At 43.8% G+C, this 20112-nt stretch carries 19 protein-coding genes; 10 read left to right on the top strand and 9 right to left on the bottom strand.

The window, feature by feature from the left end:
- The first annotated feature begins 9 nt into the window (after positions 1–9).
- Positions 10–2136 (top strand): S9 family peptidase, encoded by a 2127-nt coding sequence (locus J7623_RS03060; RefSeq protein ID WP_291917029.1) that lies wholly within the window; start codon positions 10–12, stop codon positions 2134–2136.
- Between the two features lie 81 nt (positions 2137–2217).
- On the opposite strand, the gene murI is transcribed toward J7623_RS03060, so the two are convergent.
- Both murI and J7623_RS03050 read right to left on the bottom strand, forming a co-directional pair.
- Positions 2218–3048, bottom strand: coding sequence for a glutamate racemase (murI, locus tag J7623_RS03055; protein ID WP_291917027.1), 831 nt, complete (start codon positions 3046–3048; stop codon positions 2218–2220).
- Positions 3038–3700: a carbonic anhydrase gene (locus tag J7623_RS03050; RefSeq protein ID WP_291917025.1), complete on the bottom strand. Its 663-nt coding sequence runs from the start codon at positions 3698–3700 to the stop codon at positions 3038–3040. The genes murI and J7623_RS03050 overlap by 11 nt, the downstream gene beginning before the upstream one ends.
- 278 nt (positions 3701–3978) lie before the next feature.
- On the opposite strand from J7623_RS03050, the gene J7623_RS03045 reads away from it, so the two are divergent.
- Positions 3979–5622, top strand: coding sequence for an ATP-binding cassette domain-containing protein (locus J7623_RS03045; protein ID WP_291917023.1), 1644 nt, complete (start codon positions 3979–3981; stop codon positions 5620–5622).
- 124 nt (positions 5623–5746) lie between these two features.
- Here the strand turns inward: J7623_RS03045 and J7623_RS03040 are convergent, their stop codons facing one another.
- Together J7623_RS03040 and J7623_RS03035 are read right to left on the bottom strand one after the other, a co-directional pair.
- On the bottom strand, positions 5747–6142 hold the full coding sequence (locus J7623_RS03040) for a response regulator (RefSeq protein WP_291917021.1): 396 nt from the start codon (positions 6140–6142) through the stop codon (positions 5747–5749).
- A gap of 499 nt (positions 6143–6641) precedes the next feature.
- Positions 6642–7604: a hypothetical protein gene (locus J7623_RS03035; protein WP_291917019.1), complete on the bottom strand. Its 963-nt coding sequence runs from the start codon at positions 7602–7604 to the stop codon at positions 6642–6644.
- A gap of 103 nt (positions 7605–7707) precedes the next feature.
- Between J7623_RS03035 and J7623_RS03030 the strand changes: the two genes are divergently transcribed.
- From J7623_RS03030 to J7623_RS03015, 4 genes are read left to right on the top strand one after another with little or no spacing between them, the layout of a single operon-like run.
- Positions 7708–8433: a ribonuclease H-like domain-containing protein gene (locus J7623_RS03030; RefSeq protein WP_291917017.1), complete on the top strand. Its 726-nt coding sequence runs from the start codon at positions 7708–7710 to the stop codon at positions 8431–8433.
- Between the two features lie 49 nt (positions 8434–8482).
- The gene (gene holA / locus J7623_RS03025) at positions 8483–9478 is read left to right on the top strand and encodes a DNA polymerase III subunit delta (protein WP_291917014.1); all 996 of its coding nucleotides are present in this window, start codon (positions 8483–8485) and stop codon (positions 9476–9478) included.
- Between the two features lie 29 nt (positions 9479–9507).
- Complete coding sequence (locus tag J7623_RS03020; protein WP_291917012.1) at positions 9508–10017, top strand: hypothetical protein; 510 nt, start codon at positions 9508–9510, stop codon at positions 10015–10017.
- 14 nt (positions 10018–10031) lie between these two features.
- Positions 10032–10295 carry a hypothetical protein gene (locus tag J7623_RS03015; RefSeq protein ID WP_291917010.1) on the top strand — a complete coding sequence of 88 codons (264 nt, stop codon included), beginning with the start codon at positions 10032–10034 and terminating at the stop codon, positions 10293–10295.
- Here the strand turns inward: J7623_RS03015 and J7623_RS03010 are convergent.
- Positions 10292–11233 (bottom strand): bifunctional riboflavin kinase/FAD synthetase, encoded by a 942-nt coding sequence (locus tag J7623_RS03010; protein WP_291917007.1) that lies wholly within the window; start codon positions 11231–11233, stop codon positions 10292–10294. The genes J7623_RS03015 and J7623_RS03010 overlap by 4 nt on opposite strands.
- Positions 11234–11369: 136 nt before the next feature.
- Between J7623_RS03010 and J7623_RS03005 the strand changes: the two genes are divergently transcribed.
- Complete coding sequence (locus J7623_RS03005) at positions 11370–12545, top strand: AIR synthase related protein (RefSeq protein ID WP_291917005.1); 1176 nt, start codon at positions 11370–11372, stop codon at positions 12543–12545.
- A gap of 52 nt (positions 12546–12597) precedes the next feature.
- On the opposite strand, the gene J7623_RS03000 is transcribed toward J7623_RS03005, so the two are convergent.
- The 4 genes from J7623_RS03000 to J7623_RS02985 form a co-directional block, all read right to left on the bottom strand.
- Positions 12598–13068 (bottom strand): energy transducer TonB, encoded by a 471-nt coding sequence (locus J7623_RS03000; RefSeq protein ID WP_291917002.1) that lies wholly within the window; start codon positions 13066–13068, stop codon positions 12598–12600.
- Between the two features lie 64 nt (positions 13069–13132).
- Positions 13133–14032 (bottom strand): energy transducer TonB, encoded by a 900-nt coding sequence (locus tag J7623_RS02995; protein WP_291917000.1) that lies wholly within the window; start codon positions 14030–14032, stop codon positions 13133–13135.
- A gap of 107 nt (positions 14033–14139) precedes the next feature.
- Positions 14140–15819 (bottom strand): TonB family protein, encoded by a 1680-nt coding sequence (locus tag J7623_RS02990; RefSeq protein WP_291916998.1) that lies wholly within the window; start codon positions 15817–15819, stop codon positions 14140–14142.
- On the bottom strand, positions 15816–16187 hold the full coding sequence (locus J7623_RS02985; protein WP_291916996.1) for a BlaI/MecI/CopY family transcriptional regulator: 372 nt from the start codon (positions 16185–16187) through the stop codon (positions 15816–15818). Before J7623_RS02985 ends, J7623_RS02990 begins: the two co-directional genes overlap by 4 nt.
- A 169-nt stretch (positions 16188–16356) precedes the next feature.
- Here J7623_RS02985 and J7623_RS02980 point away from each other — a divergent pair, with 169 nt between their 5' ends.
- From J7623_RS02980 to J7623_RS02970, 3 genes are all read left to right on the top strand, one after another.
- Positions 16357–17052 carry an ATP-binding cassette domain-containing protein gene (locus J7623_RS02980; protein WP_291916994.1) on the top strand — a complete coding sequence of 232 codons (696 nt, stop codon included), beginning with the start codon at positions 16357–16359 and terminating at the stop codon, positions 17050–17052.
- Positions 17053–17200: 148 nt separating this feature from the next.
- On the top strand, positions 17201–17473 hold the full coding sequence (gene rpsO / locus J7623_RS02975; protein ID WP_079470431.1) for a 30S ribosomal protein S15: 273 nt from the start codon (positions 17201–17203) through the stop codon (positions 17471–17473).
- A 123-nt stretch (positions 17474–17596) separates the two neighbouring features.
- Positions 17597–19954 carry a polyribonucleotide nucleotidyltransferase gene (locus J7623_RS02970; protein WP_291916989.1) on the top strand — a complete coding sequence of 786 codons (2358 nt, stop codon included), beginning with the start codon at positions 17597–17599 and terminating at the stop codon, positions 19952–19954.
- The last annotated feature ends 158 nt before the right edge of the window (positions 19955–20112 follow it).

Raw genomic sequence — 20112 nt, 5'->3', positions numbered from 1 at the left:
CTATTCCCTATGTTAAAGAACTTCCAGGGTAATATATTGTTGCTTTTGGGAACGGTCCTTTTGTCTTGTAATGAAAAGAAGCATACTATGAACGACCAGGCAGATATTAAACCTCCTGTTGCAGAAAAAATTCCCAAAGAATTCAATATCCACGGTGATAAGCGTATCGACAATTATTACTGGATGAACGAACGCGAAAATCCAAAGGTACTGGCATGGCTCAATGCAGAGAATGCCTATGTAGACACGATCTTGTCGCCACAGAAAAAATTGCAGGAGCAACTCTTTGATGAAATGAAATCACGCATCAAAGAAACAGATATGAGCGTACCCTATCTGAAAAATGGCTTTTATTATTACACCCGTTTTGAAACAGGCAGGGAATACCCGGTTTACTGTCGCAAAAAAGGAAGCCTGGAAGCGCCGGAGCAGGTGATCCTCAATGTAAACGATCTTGCAGCAGGACATGAATATTGCCAGGTTACCGGTGTAAGTATCAGTCCTGATGCTACGATGATGGCATATGGCTTGGATACAGTAAGTCGCAGACAATATGTGATCCACATTAAAAATCTCGAAACAAACGAAACGCTGACAGACGTTATCCGTCAAACAGATGGTACCAGCGTTTGGGCCGGTGATAACAAAACCCTGTTCTATACACGTAAAGATACAGTTACCCTGAGATCAGACCGTGTGTTGCGGCATACATTGGGTACACCCACCGACAAAGAAGTATTTCATGAAGCAGATGAAACCTTTGATGTAGACGTAACAAAAACAAAATCCGGAAAATACATTGTTATCAATAGCGGAAGTACGTTGTCGTCGGAAAGCCGTATACTCGATGCTTCCAAACCTAATGAAGCATTCCGGGTATTTCATCCCCGTGAGAAAAACATGTTGTATTCCATTGATCACCGCGATGATAAATTTTATATCGTTACCAACTGGGAGGCGCTCAACTTCCGTTTGATGGAATCTCCATTGGATAAAACTGCCCGCCAGAACTGGAAAGAACTGATCCCTAACCGCCCGGATGTGTTACTGGAAGGATTGGAGCTGTTCAAAGACTTTACCGTACTGGAAGAACGCAAAGGTGGTTTAACCATGATACGGGTGATCAATGATAAGACCCATGCAGACAAATACCTGCCTTTCGCAGAACCAGCTTACGATGCGTCTGTTGGCCAAAACCCGGAGATGGATAGTAAGGAATTGCGGTATAATTATACCTCCCTGATCACACCAAACTCCGTATACGACTACAACCTGGAAACCGGTAAAAGTGAATTGAAGCGGCAACAGGAAGTACTGGGTGGTTATGATCCTAAAGATTACACTTCAGAAAGATTGTTTGCTACTGCTTCAGATGGAACCAAAATTCCTGTTTCCATTGTGTATAAAAAAACATTTGAGAAAAATGGGAAAAGCCCGCTATTGCTGTATGGATATGGTTCTTATGGTGTCAGTACCAATTGCACTTTCCGTTCCAATATGTTAAGTCTGCTGGATCGTGGTTTTGCATTTGCCATTGCACATGTACGCGGAGGACAGGAAATGGGCCGGCAATGGTATGAAGACGGGAAAATGATGAAGAAGAAAAACACTTTCACCGACTTCATCTCCTGCGCAAATTTCCTGGTGGCATCACATTATACAGATTCCGCACACCTGTATGCGATGGGAGGCAGCGCCGGTGGCTTATTAATGGGTGCAGTGGCTAATATGGCACCACAGCTGTTTCATGGCATTATTGCGCAGGTGCCGTTTGTAGACGTGATTACCACCATGCTGGATGAAACTATTCCGTTAACCACCAGCGAATTTGATGAGTGGGGTAATCCTAAGAATAAAGATGCGTATGATTACATGAAGTCTTATTCACCTTATGACAATGTAACGGCAAAAGCTTATCCGAATATGTTAGTCACCACTGGGTTGCATGATTCACAGGTACAATACTTTGAGCCGGCAAAGTGGGTGGCTAAGCTGAGAGAATTAAAAACTGACCACAACTTACTATTGCTGCAAACCAATATGGATGGCGGTCATGGTGGGGCTTCCGGACGATTTAAGTCGTTGAAGCTGGTGGCGCTGGAGTATGCATTCCTGCTGAAGCTGGAAGGAAAATAAACAAACAGAAAATCACATAAAACAAAGGCCGTCACGCATAGCGCGTGACGGCCTTTGTTTTATTATGTAATAAAAAGATGATTATTTGGTTTGCATCTTTTTAGAAGTAACTGTTTTACCAAAAAATATTTCCGCCATTTTATCGAAAATAGCCGGATCATCTGTGGTGTAAAATTGTTGCTGCTGCTGCTTACTCAGGCGGCTTTCCATTTCCGGATGACGCTTGAGATAATCTTTTAGGCTATGGGCTACAATTTTACCTTGCGACAATAAGTTAATGCCGCCCGGTAAATACTGTTTGATTTTTTTCAGCAGTAATGGATAGTGGGTACAACCTAATACCAGTGTATCAATGTCGGTAGATATTGACAATATTTTATCCAGGTATTCTTTTACGAAGTAGTCGGCGCCATCGCTTTCATGTTCATTATTCTCTATCAGCGGAACCCACATCGGGCAGGCCAGCTGATAGGTTTTTACATGAGGAAAAAACTTATGAATTTCCAGTGGATAAGACTCGGAAGATACCGTGCCATTGGTGGCCAGGATACCTACTTCCCCGGTTTGCGTAAGGGTACCTACCATTTCTGACGTGGGACGGATAACGCCGAGCACACGGTTATCCGGTGCAATGCGTGGCAAGTCCTTTTGTTGAATAGTGCGGAGTGCCTTGGCAGAAGCGGTATTGCAGGCAATGATCACCAGGGGGCAGCCCAGGTCAAATAGCTTTTGCACACATTCCAGCGTATAGGCGTGAATGGTATCAAAGCCACGATTCCCGTAAGGGGCGCGGGCATTGTCTCCCAGGTAAATATAGTCGTATCCCGGAAGCTCGTTTACAATTTCCTTAAGTACGGTTAAGCCACCGTAGCCGGAGTCAAATACACCAATAGGACCCATGTTATTCACCATCTTTTAGCATCAGGCCGGAACCTGTGAGATCATAAATTTTTTGTATTTCGTGCAGTACACCTTCAAAATCTATTTGCAGATCTTTGAGGATACCGTTTTTTAAGTCATATACCCAACCATGCACAGTAGGGAAGCCATTGGCTACATAGGATTTCTGTACTGCAGCTGTTTTAATTACGTTGATACATTGCTCCTGTGTGTTCAGCTCTACCAGGCGGTTGTAACGTTCATGTTCATCTGTAATGGCATTGAGTTCGTCCATATGCAGACGGTAAACATCGCGGATGTTACGTAACCATGGATTCAGGATACCAAGGTCTTTAGCCTGCATAGCGGCTTTTACACCACCGCAGTTATAGTGTCCGCAAACAACAATATGTTTTACTTTCAGATGTACTACGGCATAATTGATGACGCTCATGACATTGAGATCAGTATTCGGTACCAGGTTAGCAATGTTGCGGTGTACAAATACTTCACCTGCTCCGAGTCCCATGATTTCATTAGTGGGTACCCGGCTGTCACTACAACCAATATAAAGGTAGTCGGGGCTTTGAGAATCAGCCATTTTATCGAAGAACTCTGCATCTGTGGCTAATTTGGAAGCGATCCATTGGCGGTTATTCTCGAATATCTGGTTGTAAGCTGTCATCGTATTAATTTTTGTGCGCTAAAGATACGGCAAGAAAGGTTATACATATCAAGCCGCTGAGTAATGAAATAGTGAACTCCCGGGAGGCTGGTTCCGGTCAGAGGTATAGATGCTACTGTAAATAGGGGATCAGGATTACTTGGGAGATGAAAAATATATAAATAAATATTAAGAAGATGATTAAGTATGATTTTAAATAGCCATATGAAGATCGCTGTCTGCTTGGAAAGCCCGCATAAAATCTGTATCTTTGCGGCTTCAAAATTTACATAGCCAGCATGATCAGTGTTAAAAACGTAACGCTCTCTTTTGGAAAGAGAGTATTGTTTGACGAAGTAAACCTCAATTTCACAAAAGGGAACTGTTATGGTGTGATTGGGGCCAATGGAGCAGGGAAGTCTACTTTTCTGAAGATATTGTCCGGTGAAATAGAACCGAATAAAGGTACTGTGGAAATCACTCCGGGTGAACGCATGAGCGTACTCTCGCAGAATCACTTTGGATTTGATGAGGTTACCGTACTGAATGCCGTATTAATGGGTAATAAGAAGCTTTGGCAAATAGCAGCCGAAAGAGATGCTATTTATGCCAAAGAAGATTTTACCGAAGAAGACGGTATGCGTGCAGGCGAACTGGAAGCAGAATATGGTGAAATGGGCGGTTATACCGCAGAAAGCGATGCAGGGGTACTGTTGAGCGATCTGGGTGTAAAAGAAGAGCTGCATAGCACCCTGATGAAGGATATTGCTGGTAGCCTGAAGGTGCGTGTTTTGCTGGCACAGGCCCTGTTTGGTAACCCGGACATCCTGTTACTGGATGAGCCTACGAATGACCTCGATGTGGAAACTATTGGCTGGTTGGAGAACTTCCTGGCCGATTATGAAAACATCGTGATCGTAGTATCGCACGACCGTCACTTCCTGGATGCCGTATGTACGCATGTGGCTGATGTGGATCGCGCAAAGATCCAGATCTTCAGCGGTAACTACACTTTCTGGTACGAATCATCCCAGTTGATGGCCCGCCAGATTGCGGATAAGAATAAGAAAATGGAAGATAAGCGTAAAGACCTCCTGGACTTTATCGCCCGATTCAGTGCAAACGCCTCCAAAAGTAAACAGGCTACTTCGCGTAAGAAAGCTTTGGAAAAACTGGTGGTGGAAGATATTCAGCCTTCTAACCGTAAGTATCCGGGTATCATCTTCAAGCAACAGCGTGAAGTAGGTAACCAGATCCTGAACGTAGAAAAGCTGGAAAAACTGGTAGATGGCCGCAAGCTCTTTACTGATGTAACCTTCTCTGTGAATAAAAACGATAAGATTGCATTCCTGTCTAAGGATCACCTGGCACTTACTACTTTCTTTGAAATTATTAACAACGAAGCACAGGCAGATAGTGGTAAATATGAGTGGGGGACCACCGTTACCAGCGCTTACCTGCCCAACGATAACGCCGCTTTCTTTACCAATAAAGACCTGAACCTGATGGATTGGTTACGTCAGTATGTGCCACCACATGTTACAGACGTGGATGAGCCATTCCTGCGTGGTTTCCTGGGTAAGATGTTATTTGGTGGAGATGAAATTATGAAGAAGACTTCCGTACTGAGTGGAGGGGAAAAAGTACGTTGCATGACCAGCCGCATGATGCTGCAGGATCCTAACGTATTGATACTCGATGAGCCTACCAACCACCTGGATCTGGAATCTATCCAGTCTTTCAACGAAAGCATGATCAACTATAAAGGCGTGGTATTGTTCACCACACATGACCATACCTTTATGCAGTCAGTAGCGAATCGTATTATCGAATTAACGCCTAAAGGTATCATTGATCGACTGATGACTTTTGATGAGTACCTGGCGGATGAGCGTGTGAAAGCACTGCGTGAAGAAATGTATGGCACTGCTGTATTAGCATAAAGCATAAAGCTGAAAGCAAAAAGCTATTAAAGCGATTGACCAGAGCAAGTATTAAGTAAATTACTTATCCGCTCTGGTCAATCGCTTTAATAGCTTTTTGCTTTCAGCTTTATGCTTTACGCTCCTATAAATATTCCTCAATTACTTTGAGTTTATTTTTATCCAATGGCTTCGTGATATATGCCATCAGCTCTGGTGTATGCTGCACTTTTTGCATATCCCTTACATCTACGGAGGAGGAACACATGATAATCGGGATGGTATTTTTGAGCGATGTTTTTAATCCTCTGTACGCTTCTATAAAATCCCATCCGTTCATCCGTTGCATATTCATATCAAGAATAATAAGAGAGGGCAATGTAGGCTGTGGATTCCTGGAAAGCTGTTCCAGGGCCTCTTCTGCACAAAGAAAAGAGGTTACTACAAGGTCACTGCTTTGCTGCCCCAACATTTTTTTGATAATGAAATGAAAAATTTCATCATCATCTACAACGTACACTATTTTACTCATGTCTTCCATGCTTCAGTTTTAATTGGGCTTCTTATCTAATCCATTAATAACAAAAGGCTGCGACAATAGACGATGGTTTGAGGGAAGAATCTATTACTTTGTTACCTTTTCAACAGCATATAAAACCGATGACTTCAGGATGCTACAAATGGACTGAAATCAGTTTTCATAACTGTAAAAAACGGGTTTAACTGGGCATATTAAATTGCCTGTCACATTCTTCTTCTCAAGCATTGGTCTGGGTACACAGTGGCCTCCGGCTATCTTTAATTATGCCAGCAAAGAACGTTAATTTAATTTTATTTTTATATATATCTTTTTGTCAATAACTAATCATTAACAAATTAGATAAGCGAAAAAAATATCAGGGAAAGTAGGTAGAAAGCTTAAAAATGAAGGATTGAAGCTATAAAACGGAAATTTTGAGCAAATATTATAAAAGCGAATGCCCGGAGCAGATCTGCTTCGGGCATTCGCTTTTATGTTTATAGCTAACAGCTACTGGCTATTAAAACAATCCGCCTTTTTTCAAGGTTACTTTACCCTGGCCAATTTTATAACCATTGTGATAGATCTCCACGGAGTAGTCACCTGGTTTGAAATCAGAATTCTGTTTCCAGTCCATAGTAACGGTTTGTTTCTGACCAGTTACATAGGAAACTGTTTTCTTCGCAGTGTATAATTTTTCCGTACCATCTTCCAGTGTGAAACGACCGGAGCCCAGTGCTTCAACTGCCAACGGCGCGCCATCCGGTGCAGTGATCGCAACAAAGATCTCTTTGTCGCCGGTTGGCGCAATACGGTTATCATCCAAGTCAAAAGTTACCCGCATCATATCAGCGCGTTTTGCTTTGCTGGTTTCTACTTCTTTGCCGTTGTGTTTAACACGGATAGGTTGCAGCTTAATATTGGATGCATGCAATACAGATCCGAGGTCCACTTTCTTATTCAAACTGTCTTTTACAGTAGATACAGAGTCGCGTTCTTTACGCGCTACATCTCTTTCACCGGCCAGTACAATCTTTTCACCTTCCAGGCGCTCAATGGTTTGCTGATAACCTTCGATATTGGATTTCAGTTGCTCAATCAAACGACGGGCTTCTGCCAGTTGCGCCTGTGTAGCATTTTTGTTGCTCAGGATGCTGGAGATCCTGGCTTTCATATCCTGTATTTCCTTATCTTTTGTTTTAACAAGACTATCCATACGGGTGTTCTGTGAAATCAGATCATCCAAACGGGCATTGGCTGCATTATATTCCTGTTGCAAAGCGTCACGTGAAGAAGAGATAGAATCTATCTGGGTGTTCTTTTGTACGAGTTGGTCGCTGGTTTTGTTCTTATCGTATAACATATATATCCACGTACCGGCTAATGCTGCGATTAAAATACCGTAAATTAGACCATTGCGGCTACGTGGTTTTTCTGGTCCGGGTGATCCCGGCGCAGGAGTATTAAATGTGTTCTCCGTCATAGTTGTGAGTTTTATGTTTAATTGTTATATGGTTAAAAATCGTTATTCAAAAGTAGTTATATTATTCATATTTTATAAATAGATATAAAACAGTTTTTCAATCGTGCTTCCAAATATTGCGTTAGATCAATTATTACTGTTAGACATAGAGACAACTCCGGCTGCTCCTTCGTTGGAACAATTACCTGATGACATGCAACAGCTCTGGCGTGACAAAATTGCAAAAACTGCGCCAGTTTCCGGAAATGAGGATGCTACATATGCTGACAGGGCTGGCATCTACGCAGAATTCGGGAAAATCGTCTGCATTTCTGCTGGCTTCTTTAGCCTGGAAAATAACCGCTATACTTTACGGCTGAAATCGTTTTATAATGATGATGAATCAGTTGTACTCAGCGGTTTTTTAGAATTAATCAATAAATTCTATGCGAAACACCCCCGCTTCCAGTTCGCAGGGCATAATATCAAAGAATTTGATATTCCTTTTATTTGCAGGAGGTCTGTTATCCATCAATTATCTTTGCCCCAGCCATTACAGTTGCACGGATTCAAACCCTGGGAAGTTCCCATGCTCGATACCCTGCATCTATGGCGCTTCGGGGACTTTAAACACTATATTTCCCTGAAACTCCTGACCGCCGTAATGGGTATTGAAACGCCCAAAGACGATATCGACGGCAGCATGGTAGCCAGCGTATACTGGGAACAAAAAGATCTCGAACGCATCGCCGCCTATTGCCAGAAAGATGTCCTTGCAGTAGCTCAGCTTATGCTGAAGTTTAAACGACTGCCGGCGCTCAAACAGGAAGACATCGTTATTGTAAAATAAATCGCTAAAAGCTGCCAATAGTTAACCGCTAAAGGCTAAAAGCTAATACATGGATTATCAGGATATCATCAGGGATTGGAAACAACAAAAATTTAAATCGTTATACTGGCTGGAAGGAGAGGAAGACTTTTTTATTGACCAGGTTACCAGCTACGCTGAACATGAACTGTTGCCAGAGGCCGAAAGAGGTTTTAACCTCACTGTGCTTTATGGCAAAGATACCGACTGGAGCACCGTGATCAACGCCTGCCGCCGATATCCTATGTTCGCAGAACGACAAGTGGTACTGCTCAAAGAAGCACAGGCCATGCGCGACCTGCTTAAATTGGAAGCTTATATCGACAACCCCCTGTCTTCCACTATATTCGTGGTAGCACATAAACAAGGCAAAATTGATGGCAGGAGCAAAATGGCGAAGCTCATTAAAGACAAAGGCGTACTCCTGTCTACCAAAAAATTATATGATAACCAGCTGCCTGCCTGGGCAGAATCATATGTAAGTAGCCGAGGACTGGCCATTTCGCAGAAAGCAGCTATCCTGCTCGTAGATCATATCGGCAACGACCTTTCCCGTATCGCCAATGAAATAGATAAGTTGCTGGTAAACCTGCCGGCCCAGAAGAAAATTGACGAAGGAGATATTGAGAAATATGTAGGCATTAGTAAAGAATACAACGTATTTGAGCTGCAAAATGCGGTGGGGCAAAAGAATACGGCCAAAGTATTCAAGATCATCGCATACTTTGCCGCCAATCCTAAAGCAGCACCCATACAAATGACCCTGCCTGCCCTCTATAACTTTTTCGCAAAAGTAAATCTCATCTTCAGCGTAAAAGGTGCAGAAAAAGAAGTAGCTGCCGCATTGGGTGTACATCCCTTCTTTGTAAAAGATTATATGAACGCCGCCAGACAATACGGACCAGAAGGTACAGAAAAAGCGATCCTGCTGTTACATCAATATAACCTGCGGAGTATAGGCATTAACGATAGTGGGGTAGAAGACGGAGAACTTATGAAAGAATTGATGTACAAAGTGATGAATTAAAAGCTATTATTGCATTACAATTATTCCCTATGCAACGCCTGTATGCGGTACTGAAATGTATTGTAGCTTTCTTTTCTGTCACCACGGGTATTATCCTTGTAATCAGCGTGGCCAGACTCGTCTTTTTTACCGACAACATGCGCCAGTTGGGAGAGGTCGCGGGTGGGCGATTTGCAGGCATACTCGTGTTACTCATTTTTTTAGGCCTTGCTTATCTCATGTGCTGGTTGGGTTATCGTTTATTTATGCGTATTTGGGTATCCGGAGCATTGGCGCGTAAACAGCCGCTATCAACAGGATTCAGGAAATTTCTGGGCATATTGTACCTGCTTATCGGACCCACATTGTTGTTGAGCGTGTTGGGTAATTTGGGAAGAAATTTGTCAAACACCCCCGGCATCACTCCGGAAGAATCAGACCTCCGTTTCTGGATCTTACAAGCCCTGGTTGGTGCAGGCGCATTTTTCCTGATTAGAATCGGGTATGGAATGTTGAAGCCGTTAACTGGTGTGAAGGAGAAGAAAATTATTACTGGATAATTTAATTGTCTGTTATGTCATTGGAAGGAAGAAAGCTGTACAAAGTACTATTGGCGTGTTTGTGCTTTTTTTTGAGCGGCTTTTTTATGTTGGTATTGGTGTTGAATGTGGTCAGCGTACAGCCATTGGGGATTGTAAGACATATGCCACCACAGGCAATTGTAGCGGCAATAGTGATCCTGGTGATGGCTATTTTATTACTGTTAGGCGGTATCCGGTTAATGAAACGGTCTAAAAAGAAGCAACAGCCAGTGGAGTTACTGGGAGAAGAATTTTAATCCAATTCCGCCAATATTTCTCTCGCCTGCGCGGAATCCTTATCCATCTGTACTATCAGGGCATCAATCTTATCAAACTTCAGGTTGGAGCGGATATATGATTCAAAGTATACCGTCAGTTCCTGTCCGTATAAGTCTTCATTAAAATCAAACAGGTGCACTTCCAGTCGCAGATCCGTGCCGTTAAAAGTAGGACGGAAACCGATACTCATTACAGCTGGAAGCAGCGAACTATGGCCGCTTACACCCACGCGGACCGCATAAATGCCTTCTGCCGGAATCAGTTTCCTTTCATCGTTCAGGTGAAGATTGGCAGTGGGATAACCCAGCTGACGGCCCATTTTATCCCCATGTACTACAGTACCGGTCATAAAATAGGTGTAGTTCAACAATTCATTGGCGAGGCTGATATGGCCTTCCTGCAGGCTTTTACGGATTTTGGTAGAGCTTACGGTAAGGTCGTGCACTACCTGCTGTGGAATTTCAATCAGCTTAAATCCATATTGTTGTTGCTCTGCTTCCAATAGTTCCAGTCCGCCTTCCCGGTTATGGCCAAAACGGTGGTCATAGCCAATGATGATGGTATGCGGACGGAAACGGGCCACCAGGAAATCTTCCAGGTAGCTGCGGGCAGGCATTTCAGAAAACGATTTAGTAAAGGGTACTACCACGAGGTGATCAATGCCAGCGCGCTCCAGCAGGGCAATTTTTTCCGGCAAAGTGGTGAGTAACCGGATATTATTCGGGCTGGGTAATAATACTTCCCGGGGATGCGGGTCAAAAGTAACAATGACGGTTTCGCCGTTACAATCACGGGCAGCCTGCTCCAGTTGCTGGATAATGAAGCGATGGCCGGCATGTACGCCGTCGAAAGTGCCAATGGTAATAACAGCATTCCGAAATTCCGGTAAGTGGTCTAAGTCCCTGTGAACCTGCATAAAATTCAATACTATCAAAAACGCCGTGCAAATCTAACACATTCGGCGGGCATTCTGCGTGGAATCTGTTACTTTTGCAGCCTGAAGAGCATCTTTGTTCAGTTTATTTTTTATTTACATACTTATTTATTTCCCGGTGGATAATAATATTTACGCCAAGCGCGGTGTTTCAGCAGGTAAGGAAGATGTGCATAATGCCATTAAGAATATTGATAAGGGACTTTTCCCTAAAGCATTCTGCAAAATAGTCCCTGATATTTTAGGGGGTGATGATGCATATTGCAATATTATGCACGCAGATGGTGCCGGTACCAAATCCTCCCTGGCTTACATTTATTGGAAAGAAACCGGTGATCTGGGCGTTTGGAAAGGTATTGCCCAGGATGCCATTATCATGAACATGGACGACCTGCTTTGCGTAGGCGCCACTGATAATATCCTGTTATCTTCCACCATTGGCCGTAACAAACAATTGTTGCCAGGAGAAGTGATTGCCGCTATCATCAATGGCACAGAAGAAATTCTGGCTGAATTGCGCAGTCATGGTATCAGCATCTATTCTACCGGTGGCGAAACTGCTGATGTGGGCGACCTGGTGCGTACCATCATCGTGGACTCTACCGTTACCTGTCGCATGAAAAAATCAGATGTGATTTCAAATGATCGTATCCAGGCAGGTGATGTAGTGGTAGGACTGGCTTCTTACGGTCAGGCTACATACGAATCTGAATACAACGGCGGCATGGGCAGCAATGGTTTGACCAGCGCCCGTCACGATGTATTTAACAAAGCGGTGGCGGAAAAATTCCCGGAAAGCTTTGATCCAAATATTCCTTTTGAACTGGTGTTCAGCGGTAAAAAATCGCTGACGGATAAAATAGATATCGAAGGATTTGGTGCAGTAGATGCCGGCAAGCTGGTATTATCTCCTACCCGTACCTATGCACCTGTAATTAAAAAAGTGCTGGAGCAATTCCGTCCGCAAATACATGGCATGGTGCATTGCAGTGGTGGTGCACAAACCAAAGTGCTGCATTTTATTGAGCAGTTGCATGTGATTAAAGATAACCTGTTCCCGGTGCCACCGTTATTCAAACTGATCCAGGAACAATCCGGTACACCCTGGAAAGAAATGTACCAGGTATTTAACATGGGCCACAGAATGGAACTGTATGTACCTGCTGAAATTGCAGCTGATATTATTGCCATTTCCAAAAGCTTTAATATCGACGCACAAATTATCGGTAGAGTAGAAGCAGCGCCGGAAAAGAAAGTAACGGTGATAGCGCCTGCAGGTACGTTTGAGTATTAATATATCTTTTTAAAAAAGAATCCCGCCATGCTATATGTGTGGCGGGATTTTTTTATTGTCGAATCGAAAAACGAATAGGGAGCATAAACTCAACATTAACCGGTTTGCCCTGTTGCATACCAGGCTGCCACCGTTTCATTTTCTGCACTACCCGCGTGGCTTCTTCCTCCAATCCATATCCCAGGCTATCCAATGCTTGTACCTTCGTTACCTGTCCTGTGGAATCCAATATGAATTTCACTCTGACAATACCGCCTACATTTGCTTTCCAGGCGGCTTTGGGATAACGGATATTGTCAGCCAGGTACATGTCAATTTTTTCCCATCCTCCAGGATACACTGGAGGTCTTTCAACAAAGACGTATCCATTGTCATAAAAAGTGGTATCACCGCTTCTTCGTATTGGACGTGGATTGCTGTCGGCTGCCGCAGTGGATGAAACAGATACATTGCCGGATACAGGCGTTTGTGTGGCAGCTAATGCCACAATTGCTACTACAGGGAACAGATATTTAAAAGGCATGGGAGTTGGGTATATATGCCTGCAAAGATGTGATTAAAGCGAAAGAATAACAAATGGCCGGGTGCTAATGCACTAGTGGCGTATAACGTGGACTGATTTTTTTGTGCCTGTCTATTGGTTCAGTAAGGGTAAAGCGGACAGGCAGGTTAAATAGTACCTCCACTGCTTTGCCATCCCGCCTGGCCGGTTTCCATTTAGGCATGCTCTTCACCACACGTATAGCTTCTGCTTCCAGTCCATATCCCTTTGGTGACGCCCCAACAGGATGAACGTTGTGGATAATTCCTGTGGGCCCTATGGTGAATTGTATAAAAACAGTGCCGCTTATACTGGCTTTTAGAGCAGCGGTGGGGTATTTTATATTTTTCTCCAGGTACTTAACCAGTTGTTCTTCCCCACCAGGGAAAGAAGGCATTTCTTCTTCTAATCCACAAATGAAAGCATCTTCTTTTACCGCAATATTACGGTTAGCAACTGGTGTAAAATGAATCAGCAAACTATCATAAACGCTGACATGCCGCCCGCTGAAATTAGCAGGTTTCCATTTAGGCATATTGGTAACTACTCTTAAGGCCTCTTCTTCTAATCCATATCCTTTAGGAGTGCCTGCAACGTGTATATCTTTGAGAATTCCGGTCCTGTCAACAATGAATTTCACCAGTATATTTTCACTTATGCCAGCCCTTGCAGCGGCTTCCGGCAGTCTTATATTTTTCCTGAGATAGGTCTGCAGTGAATCTTCTCCTCCCGGGAAGTAAGGATATACTTCTACGAAAGTAAACACCTCTTCCCCGGGCTTAGAAATATTTGCCTTTGATTTAATTTTCTTTTGAGCTGGTGATACTGTGTCAGTGTCATAATGGTGATAAATGAAAATAGGGAAAGGTGCTGCTGCTATTGTGAAAAACGTGTAGAAAGCAGCTAACAGCAGCGGGTATTTGTGACGATCATAACGCACAGGCATAAATGATTTTAGATATAGATGAAGCCCTCACATAATTCCATAAAAAAGTCCCGGTAGAAACCGGGACATCTATCGATTGTTTTTTAGTGTTTGTTGTGCTGATAATTTTATTCTTGTAGTGTAAATCGTATTGGTAAATTATACTGTACAGCTACCAGGCGCCCGTTCTGTTTACCAGGCTTCCACTTAGGCATCGCTTTCACCACCCGGATGGCTTCATCTTCCAGCCCATTGCCTTTTTTAGCGCCTACTGTGGCTACGTCTTTGATGGTACCGTCACTGTTGATGATATATTGTACAAACACCGTTCCTTTCGTGCCATGTTCCTGGGCATCTCTTGGGTATTTGATATTTTTAGAGAGATATTTAGCCAGCGCTTCTTCGCCACCAGGGAAAATAGGAGGTTCTTCTACGAAGGTGAAAATTTCTTCGTGGCTGGTGGGTGGTGTGAATTGTACTTTGGCTGGTTCCAGCATAAAACGTATAGGTAAATTAAACTGTACTGCTACGTTTCTTCCGTTCTGGCGTCCGGGCTTCCATTTAGGCATACTTTTCACTACCCGTACCGCTTCTTCTTCGAGACCATCGCCATGTTTTTTTCCTACTGTTTTAACTTGTTTGATGGTCCCATCTTTATCTACCACGAACTGAACAAATATAGTACCTGCCGTATTTTTTACCTGGGCTGTCTTTGGATACCGGATGTTACGTGCTAAATAAGCGGCGAGTGAGTCTTCTCCACCTTTGAATACGGGTGGTTGTTCTACAAAGGTGAAGATTTCATTGGGGGATGGTGTGTTGACAGGCTTTGCCTTTTTAACGGGTGTTGTATCACCGGGTGTGGTGGTAGCGGCAAGTTTCGGATCAACTGGTTCATTGTTGCTGGTGGAGGTAAGCACCCGAATGGCGGATGGGTGCTTATCAGCCACGAAAGCGAGTGAACAGAAAATGAATGCGGCCAGCGGCAGTACCAGTATACGTCTGAGGTAACTGTACCTGGGCGTGTAAAATTGTGTAAGCATAAGGATTCTTCGTTTTATTGGCGGATGAAAAAAATCGTTTGTAAAACTGAATTGCTTGCTTTGAAAGGCCATCTGCAAAATGGTTTGGGCGTAGCCCGCTACTTCTTCTCCGGCTGCTTTTTTATCTGCCAGGAACTCATGTACCAGGGCGAGTTCCCGTTTGATCAGGTGAAAGAAGGGATTGATCCAGCAAACAGCCGTCACTATTTCCATGAAAAGCTTATCGGTGCTGTGTTTCTCCTGCAGGTGTACCAGTTCATGTTTCAGGATTTGTTGTCCCTCGGGACTATTCAGTGAAGTGTTGGATCCCCAGAATATATAGGTAAAGAAGGAAAAGGGAGCTTTAATGTCTTCATTTTCCACAAAGTGGTAGGGCGGTACCTGTTGTACCGTGCTGCGTTTGATCAGTTTTTTTATTTTCACCAGGCTTACGAGGATGCGGGTGATCAGTAATGCAATGATCAGCGAGTATCCGATGTTCATCAGCATGGCGGAGCTGATTACCGGGCTGGCGGGTGGGATTACTGATTCACGCAGGGTAATGATACGGGTTGTGTAAGTAAGCACAGTGGAGGGTGTTGGTGTTTCCTGGCCGGGAAGTGGGATCTGCAGCATAGGAGTGAGCAGTGATACAATGGTGATCAGTACCAGGTAATAGCGGTTCCATTGATGGAAGCGGTTATTACGCAATGCTATATAATAATATGCATACAATACAGCAGAGCATACAATCACTTTGGCGAGGTAGGTAAGCAGCACTGTCATGATTTTGGTTTTTGTGCGTCTTTAATACTTTGTACCAGTTTCTCCAGTTCAGAGATGCTTAATTCCTTTTCTTTCACAAAAAAAGACACCATATTACTGAAAGAGCCATCGAAATATCCTTTAACGATGTTGTTGACGGTTTTATGGCTATAGGCGTCTTTGGTGATCAGTGCAAAGTATTGGTGTGATTTACCATAGGCTTTAAAGTCAACAAATCCTTTTTCGATCAGGATTTTGATTAAAGTAGATACTGTGTTGTAATGGGGTTTGGGTTCCGGCATTACTTCAATAATGTCTTTTACGAAAGCGGGACCTGTTTCCCATAGTGCCTGCATAATCTGCTCTTCGGCTTTGGTAAGCTGTTTCATAACAAGTTGAAATTTGTAATTCTAAATTATAACTAATTTTTTAGTTTAACAACTATTTTTTTAGTTTTTGTGAGACAGGTACCTGCGGGGAATATTTGACACATTAACACAACGAGTTATTTTTTAATTAGTTATTTTTGTCCGCAACAGATGTAAAAACAGCAAGGACATGACGCCTGAACAACCTATCATACAATTAACCAACGCGAGCATATACCAGGGGCATTCATTGATTTTATCAGATGTGAATATCACGGTGAATAAAGGAGAATTTGTTTATCTCATCGGGAAAACCGGCACGGGGAAATCCAGTCTGCTTAAGACTTTGTATGGTGATCTGCCATTAAATGATGGTACGGGGCAGGTAGTTGGTTTCGATCTGAAGAAGATGGATTGGAAAAAAGTGCCGTATCTTCGCCGGAATCTGGGTGTGGTATTCCAGGATTTTCAGTTATTGACAGACCGCAACGTGCATGATAACTTAAAATTCGCTTTACGGGCTACTGGCTGGCAGGATCCGAAGGAAATGGAGAATAAGATTGCCGACGTACTGGAGAAGGTTGGATTGGGTACCAAGGGTTTTAAAATGCCTTATGAGCTTTCAGGTGGAGAGCAGCAGCGTATAGATATAGCGCGTGCCATGCTTAACTCGCCCAAGCTGATCCTGGCAGATGAGCCTACGGGTAACCTGGATCCGGAAACCTCCGATGGTATTATGCAGTTATTATTCCGTATTTGCCGGGAGGGAACTGCCATTGTAATGGCCACACATGATTATATTGTATTGCAAAAATTCCCGTCGAGAGTACTGCGTACTGAAAATGGGCATGTAACAGATAATGCAGCAGTGAATTTTTCTTCTTAGGAGTTGTTGAAGGAGAAATGTTTACAGATGTTTATTATCTCTCATTTATTATTAATTTCCTGTTAATTGGTAATTCCTATTTTTTAAATTACCTTTGCACCGGAAAAATAGCGACAAAAAACATTATTATTACTTATTATTTTTAAAGATGTCTTACTTAACTGTTGAAAAGAAAGCCAATATTTTTAAAGAATTTGGTGGAAGCGAAAAAAATACAGGCTCTGTAGAAGCACAAATCGCGCTGCTGACTGAGCGTATCAACAGCATTTCAGGTCACCTGAAACAAAACAAAAAGGATTTTTCTACCCACCGCGGTTTGATGAAAATGGTTGGCCAGAGAAAGCGTTTGCTCTCTTATTTGTCTAAAACCAACCTCACAGGCTATCGTGCCCTCATCGAGAAGTTAGGTATCAGAAAATAACCACGACTTATTTATAGCGCTATTCCCAACTTTTTGGTTGGGAATAGTTTTTTTGTATGTATACCTTTTGTTATTCCTTAGGGATCAAAAAAGGATAACTTTATTTTTAATCCTCACTTTATTATGAATCTGACACCTATTTCAGTGAAGTTCGATATAGGAGACGGTCGTATGGTGACCATCGAAACCGGTAAGTTGGCCCGTCAGGCTGATGGTGCGGTTACGGTGCGTTTAGGGAATGCTATTTTGCTGGCCACTGTGGTAGCAAATAAAGAACCCAAACCAGGCCAGTCATTCTTCCCCCTTACAGTTGATTACCAGGAAAAATTTGCTTCTGCCGGCCGCATACCCGGTTCCTTTTTCAAGCGTGAAGGCCGGTTGTCTGATTCTGAGGTATTGATTTCCCGTTTGATTGACCGCGCGCTGCGCCCCCTGTTCCCCGATAACTATTTTTGTGAAGTACAGGTACTTGTTACCCTGATATCTTCCGATCCTGAAGTAATGCCGGATGCACTCGCATGTTTGGCTGCTTCAGCTGCACTGGCTGTTTCTGACGTTCCTATCCAGGAAATTATTTCCGAAGTACGTGTGGCACGTATCGATGGTAAAATTGTCATCAACCCTAACCGTACAGAACTCGCCAAAGCTGACATGGACTTCATTATCGGTGCTACCGATAAGAACATCATGATGGTGGAAGGTGAAAGTAAAGAATGCCAGGAGGAAGACCTGATCAGCGCTATTGAGGCGGCACATGCTGCCATCAGAGTGCAGGTGAAAGCCCAGGAAGAGCTGCGCGACCTGAAAGGTGTGAAAGGCAAACGTGAATACGCACAACCTCACCAGAACGAAGAACTGAAAGCGAAAGTAGAAGCTTTTGCCAAAGATAAAATTTACCAGGTAGCTAAATCCGCTTCCGCCAAGCACGACCGCAGCGATGCGTTTGCAGCTATCGGCGATGAGCTGAAAGAACACCTGGGAGAATTGCCGGAAGAAGATCAACCGCTGGTAAAAGAATACCTGCATGATCTGGAAAAAGAAGTGATCCGTAACATGATCCTGGATGAATCCGTTCGTCTGGATGGCCGTGCACTGGATCAGGTTCGTCCACTGGCAATGGAAACAGATATCCTGCCTTCTCCGCACGGTTCTGCCCTGTTTACCCGTGGTGAAACACAGTCCCTGACTACTGTTACCCTCGGTACACCAGAAGATGAGCTGCTGATTGAATCGGCTGCTGTTTCCAATTATTCCAAATTCATCCTGCATTACAATTTCCCTCCATTCTCTACCGGTGAGGTGAAAATGATGCGCGGTCCCGGCCGTCGTGAAGTTGGACACGGTAACCTCGCGATGCGTTCCCTGAAGCAAATGATGCCAGGCAGCGACTACGCTTACACCGTGCGTGTAGTATCTGATATCCTCGAATCAAACGGTTCTTCCTCCATGGCTACCGTATGTGCCGGTTCACTGGCACTGATGGACGCAGGGGTACCTTTGCCTAAACACGTTTCCGGTGTGGCAATGGGTCTGATCTCCCGCGCCTCCGATGGCAAATGGGCGGTATTGACCGACATCCTGGGCGATGAAGATCACCTGGGTGATATGGACTTTAAAGTAACTGGTACCCGCGATGGTATTGTGGGTATCCAGATGGATATTAAAGTAGATGGTTTAAGCATGGATGTAATGCGCTCTGCACTGGCACAAGCCAAGAAAGGCCGCTTACATATCGTGGAAGCGATGTACGCAGTGGTTCCTGCTGCCCGTCCTGAACCTAAACCACATGCACCACGTATGGAGAAGATTATCATCGACCGTGAATTTATCGGCGCTGTAATCGGACCAGGTGGTAAAATTATCCAGGAAATTCAACGCGAAACCGGTACTACCATCAACATCGAAGAAGTTGGTGAAACTGGTGAAGTAAGCATCTTCTCTGCACAGAAAGAAGGTCTTGATAAAGCAGTTGCATGGGTAAAAGGCATCATTGCTGTACCTGAAGTAGGGGAAGTATATGAGTCTGTAGTAAAATCTATCATGCCTTATGGCGCCTTCGTTGAGTTCATGCCTGGTAAACAAGGCTTGCTCCACATCTCCGAAGTTTCCTGGAAACGCCTGGAAACCATGGAAGGTGTACTGACAGAAGGTGAAAAAGTGAAAGTGAAACTGACTGGTACTGATCCTAAAACCGGTAAGTTTAAGCTGAGCCGCAAAGTGCTGATGCCTAAACCAGAAGGTTATGTGGAAAGACCAGAACGCGAAGAGCGTGGCGAACGTGAGTATCGCGACGACAGACGCGGTGGTGATGACAGACGTGGTGGTGGCGACAGACGTGGTCCCCGTGACGACAGACGTGGCGGTGATGACAGACGCGGTGGTGGCGACAGACGTGATTTCAACCGTGATGGTAACCGTGGTGGCGGAAATTACAACTCCGGTAACGACAAACCACAGGAGCCAACTTTCGATGCTGAATAAGCACTGTTATAGCTAGCAGATAACTGAAATTAAATAAAAAAGAAAGCAGTCACTTTGGTGGCTGCTTTTTTTTAGCAGAAGGCATAAAGCTGAAAGCAAAAAGCTATTGAGGCGATTGATGAGAGCGAAGATTATTTTCCGCTTTAATCAATCGCCTC

This window comes from Chitinophaga sp. (genome assembly GCF_017745275.1).
Lineage (GTDB): Bacteria > Bacteroidota > Bacteroidia > Chitinophagales > Chitinophagaceae > Chitinophaga.
This window is presented reverse-complemented; position numbering and strand designations above follow the sequence as displayed.

Excerpts from the sequence above, each read along its gene's own strand:
- J7623_RS03050 (WP_291917025.1), bottom strand. The coding sequence starts at position 3,700 with ATGACAGCTTACAACCAGATATTCGAGAATAACCGCCAATGGATCGCT.
- J7623_RS03010 (WP_291917007.1), bottom strand. The coding sequence starts at position 11,233 with ATGCAGGTTCACAGGGACTTAGACCACTTACCGGAATTTCGGAATGCT.
- J7623_RS02995 (WP_291917000.1), bottom strand. The coding sequence starts at position 14,032 with ATGCCTGTGCGTTATGATCGTCACAAATACCCGCTGCTGTTAGCTGCT.
- J7623_RS02980 (WP_291916994.1), top strand. The coding sequence starts at position 16,357 with ATGACGCCTGAACAACCTATCATACAATTAACCAACGCGAGCATATAC.
- rpsO (WP_079470431.1), top strand. The coding sequence starts at position 17,201 with ATGTCTTACTTAACTGTTGAAAAGAAAGCCAATATTTTTAAAGAATTT.
- J7623_RS03060 (WP_291917029.1), top strand. The coding sequence starts at position 10 with ATGTTAAAGAACTTCCAGGGTAATATATTGTTGCTTTTGGGAACGGTC.
- J7623_RS02990 (WP_291916998.1), bottom strand. The coding sequence starts at position 15,819 with ATGACAGTGCTGCTTACCTACCTCGCCAAAGTGATTGTATGCTCTGCT.
- J7623_RS03020 (WP_291917012.1), top strand. The coding sequence starts at position 9,508 with ATGCAACGCCTGTATGCGGTACTGAAATGTATTGTAGCTTTCTTTTCT.
- J7623_RS03000 (WP_291917002.1), bottom strand. The coding sequence starts at position 13,068 with ATGCCTTTTAAATATCTGTTCCCTGTAGTAGCAATTGTGGCATTAGCT.
- J7623_RS03045 (WP_291917023.1), top strand. The coding sequence starts at position 3,979 with ATGATCAGTGTTAAAAACGTAACGCTCTCTTTTGGAAAGAGAGTATTG.
- murI (WP_291917027.1), bottom strand. The coding sequence starts at position 3,048 with ATGGTGAATAACATGGGTCCTATTGGTGTATTTGACTCCGGCTACGGT.
- holA (WP_291917014.1), top strand. The coding sequence starts at position 8,483 with ATGGATTATCAGGATATCATCAGGGATTGGAAACAACAAAAATTTAAA.
- J7623_RS02970 (WP_291916989.1), top strand. The coding sequence starts at position 17,597 with ATGAATCTGACACCTATTTCAGTGAAGTTCGATATAGGAGACGGTCGT.
- J7623_RS03040 (WP_291917021.1), bottom strand. The coding sequence starts at position 6,142 with ATGGAAGACATGAGTAAAATAGTGTACGTTGTAGATGATGATGAAATT.
- J7623_RS03035 (WP_291917019.1), bottom strand. The coding sequence starts at position 7,604 with ATGACGGAGAACACATTTAATACTCCTGCGCCGGGATCACCCGGACCA.
- J7623_RS03015 (WP_291917010.1), top strand. The coding sequence starts at position 10,032 with ATGTCATTGGAAGGAAGAAAGCTGTACAAAGTACTATTGGCGTGTTTG.
- J7623_RS02985 (WP_291916996.1), bottom strand. The coding sequence starts at position 16,187 with ATGAAACAGCTTACCAAAGCCGAAGAGCAGATTATGCAGGCACTATGG.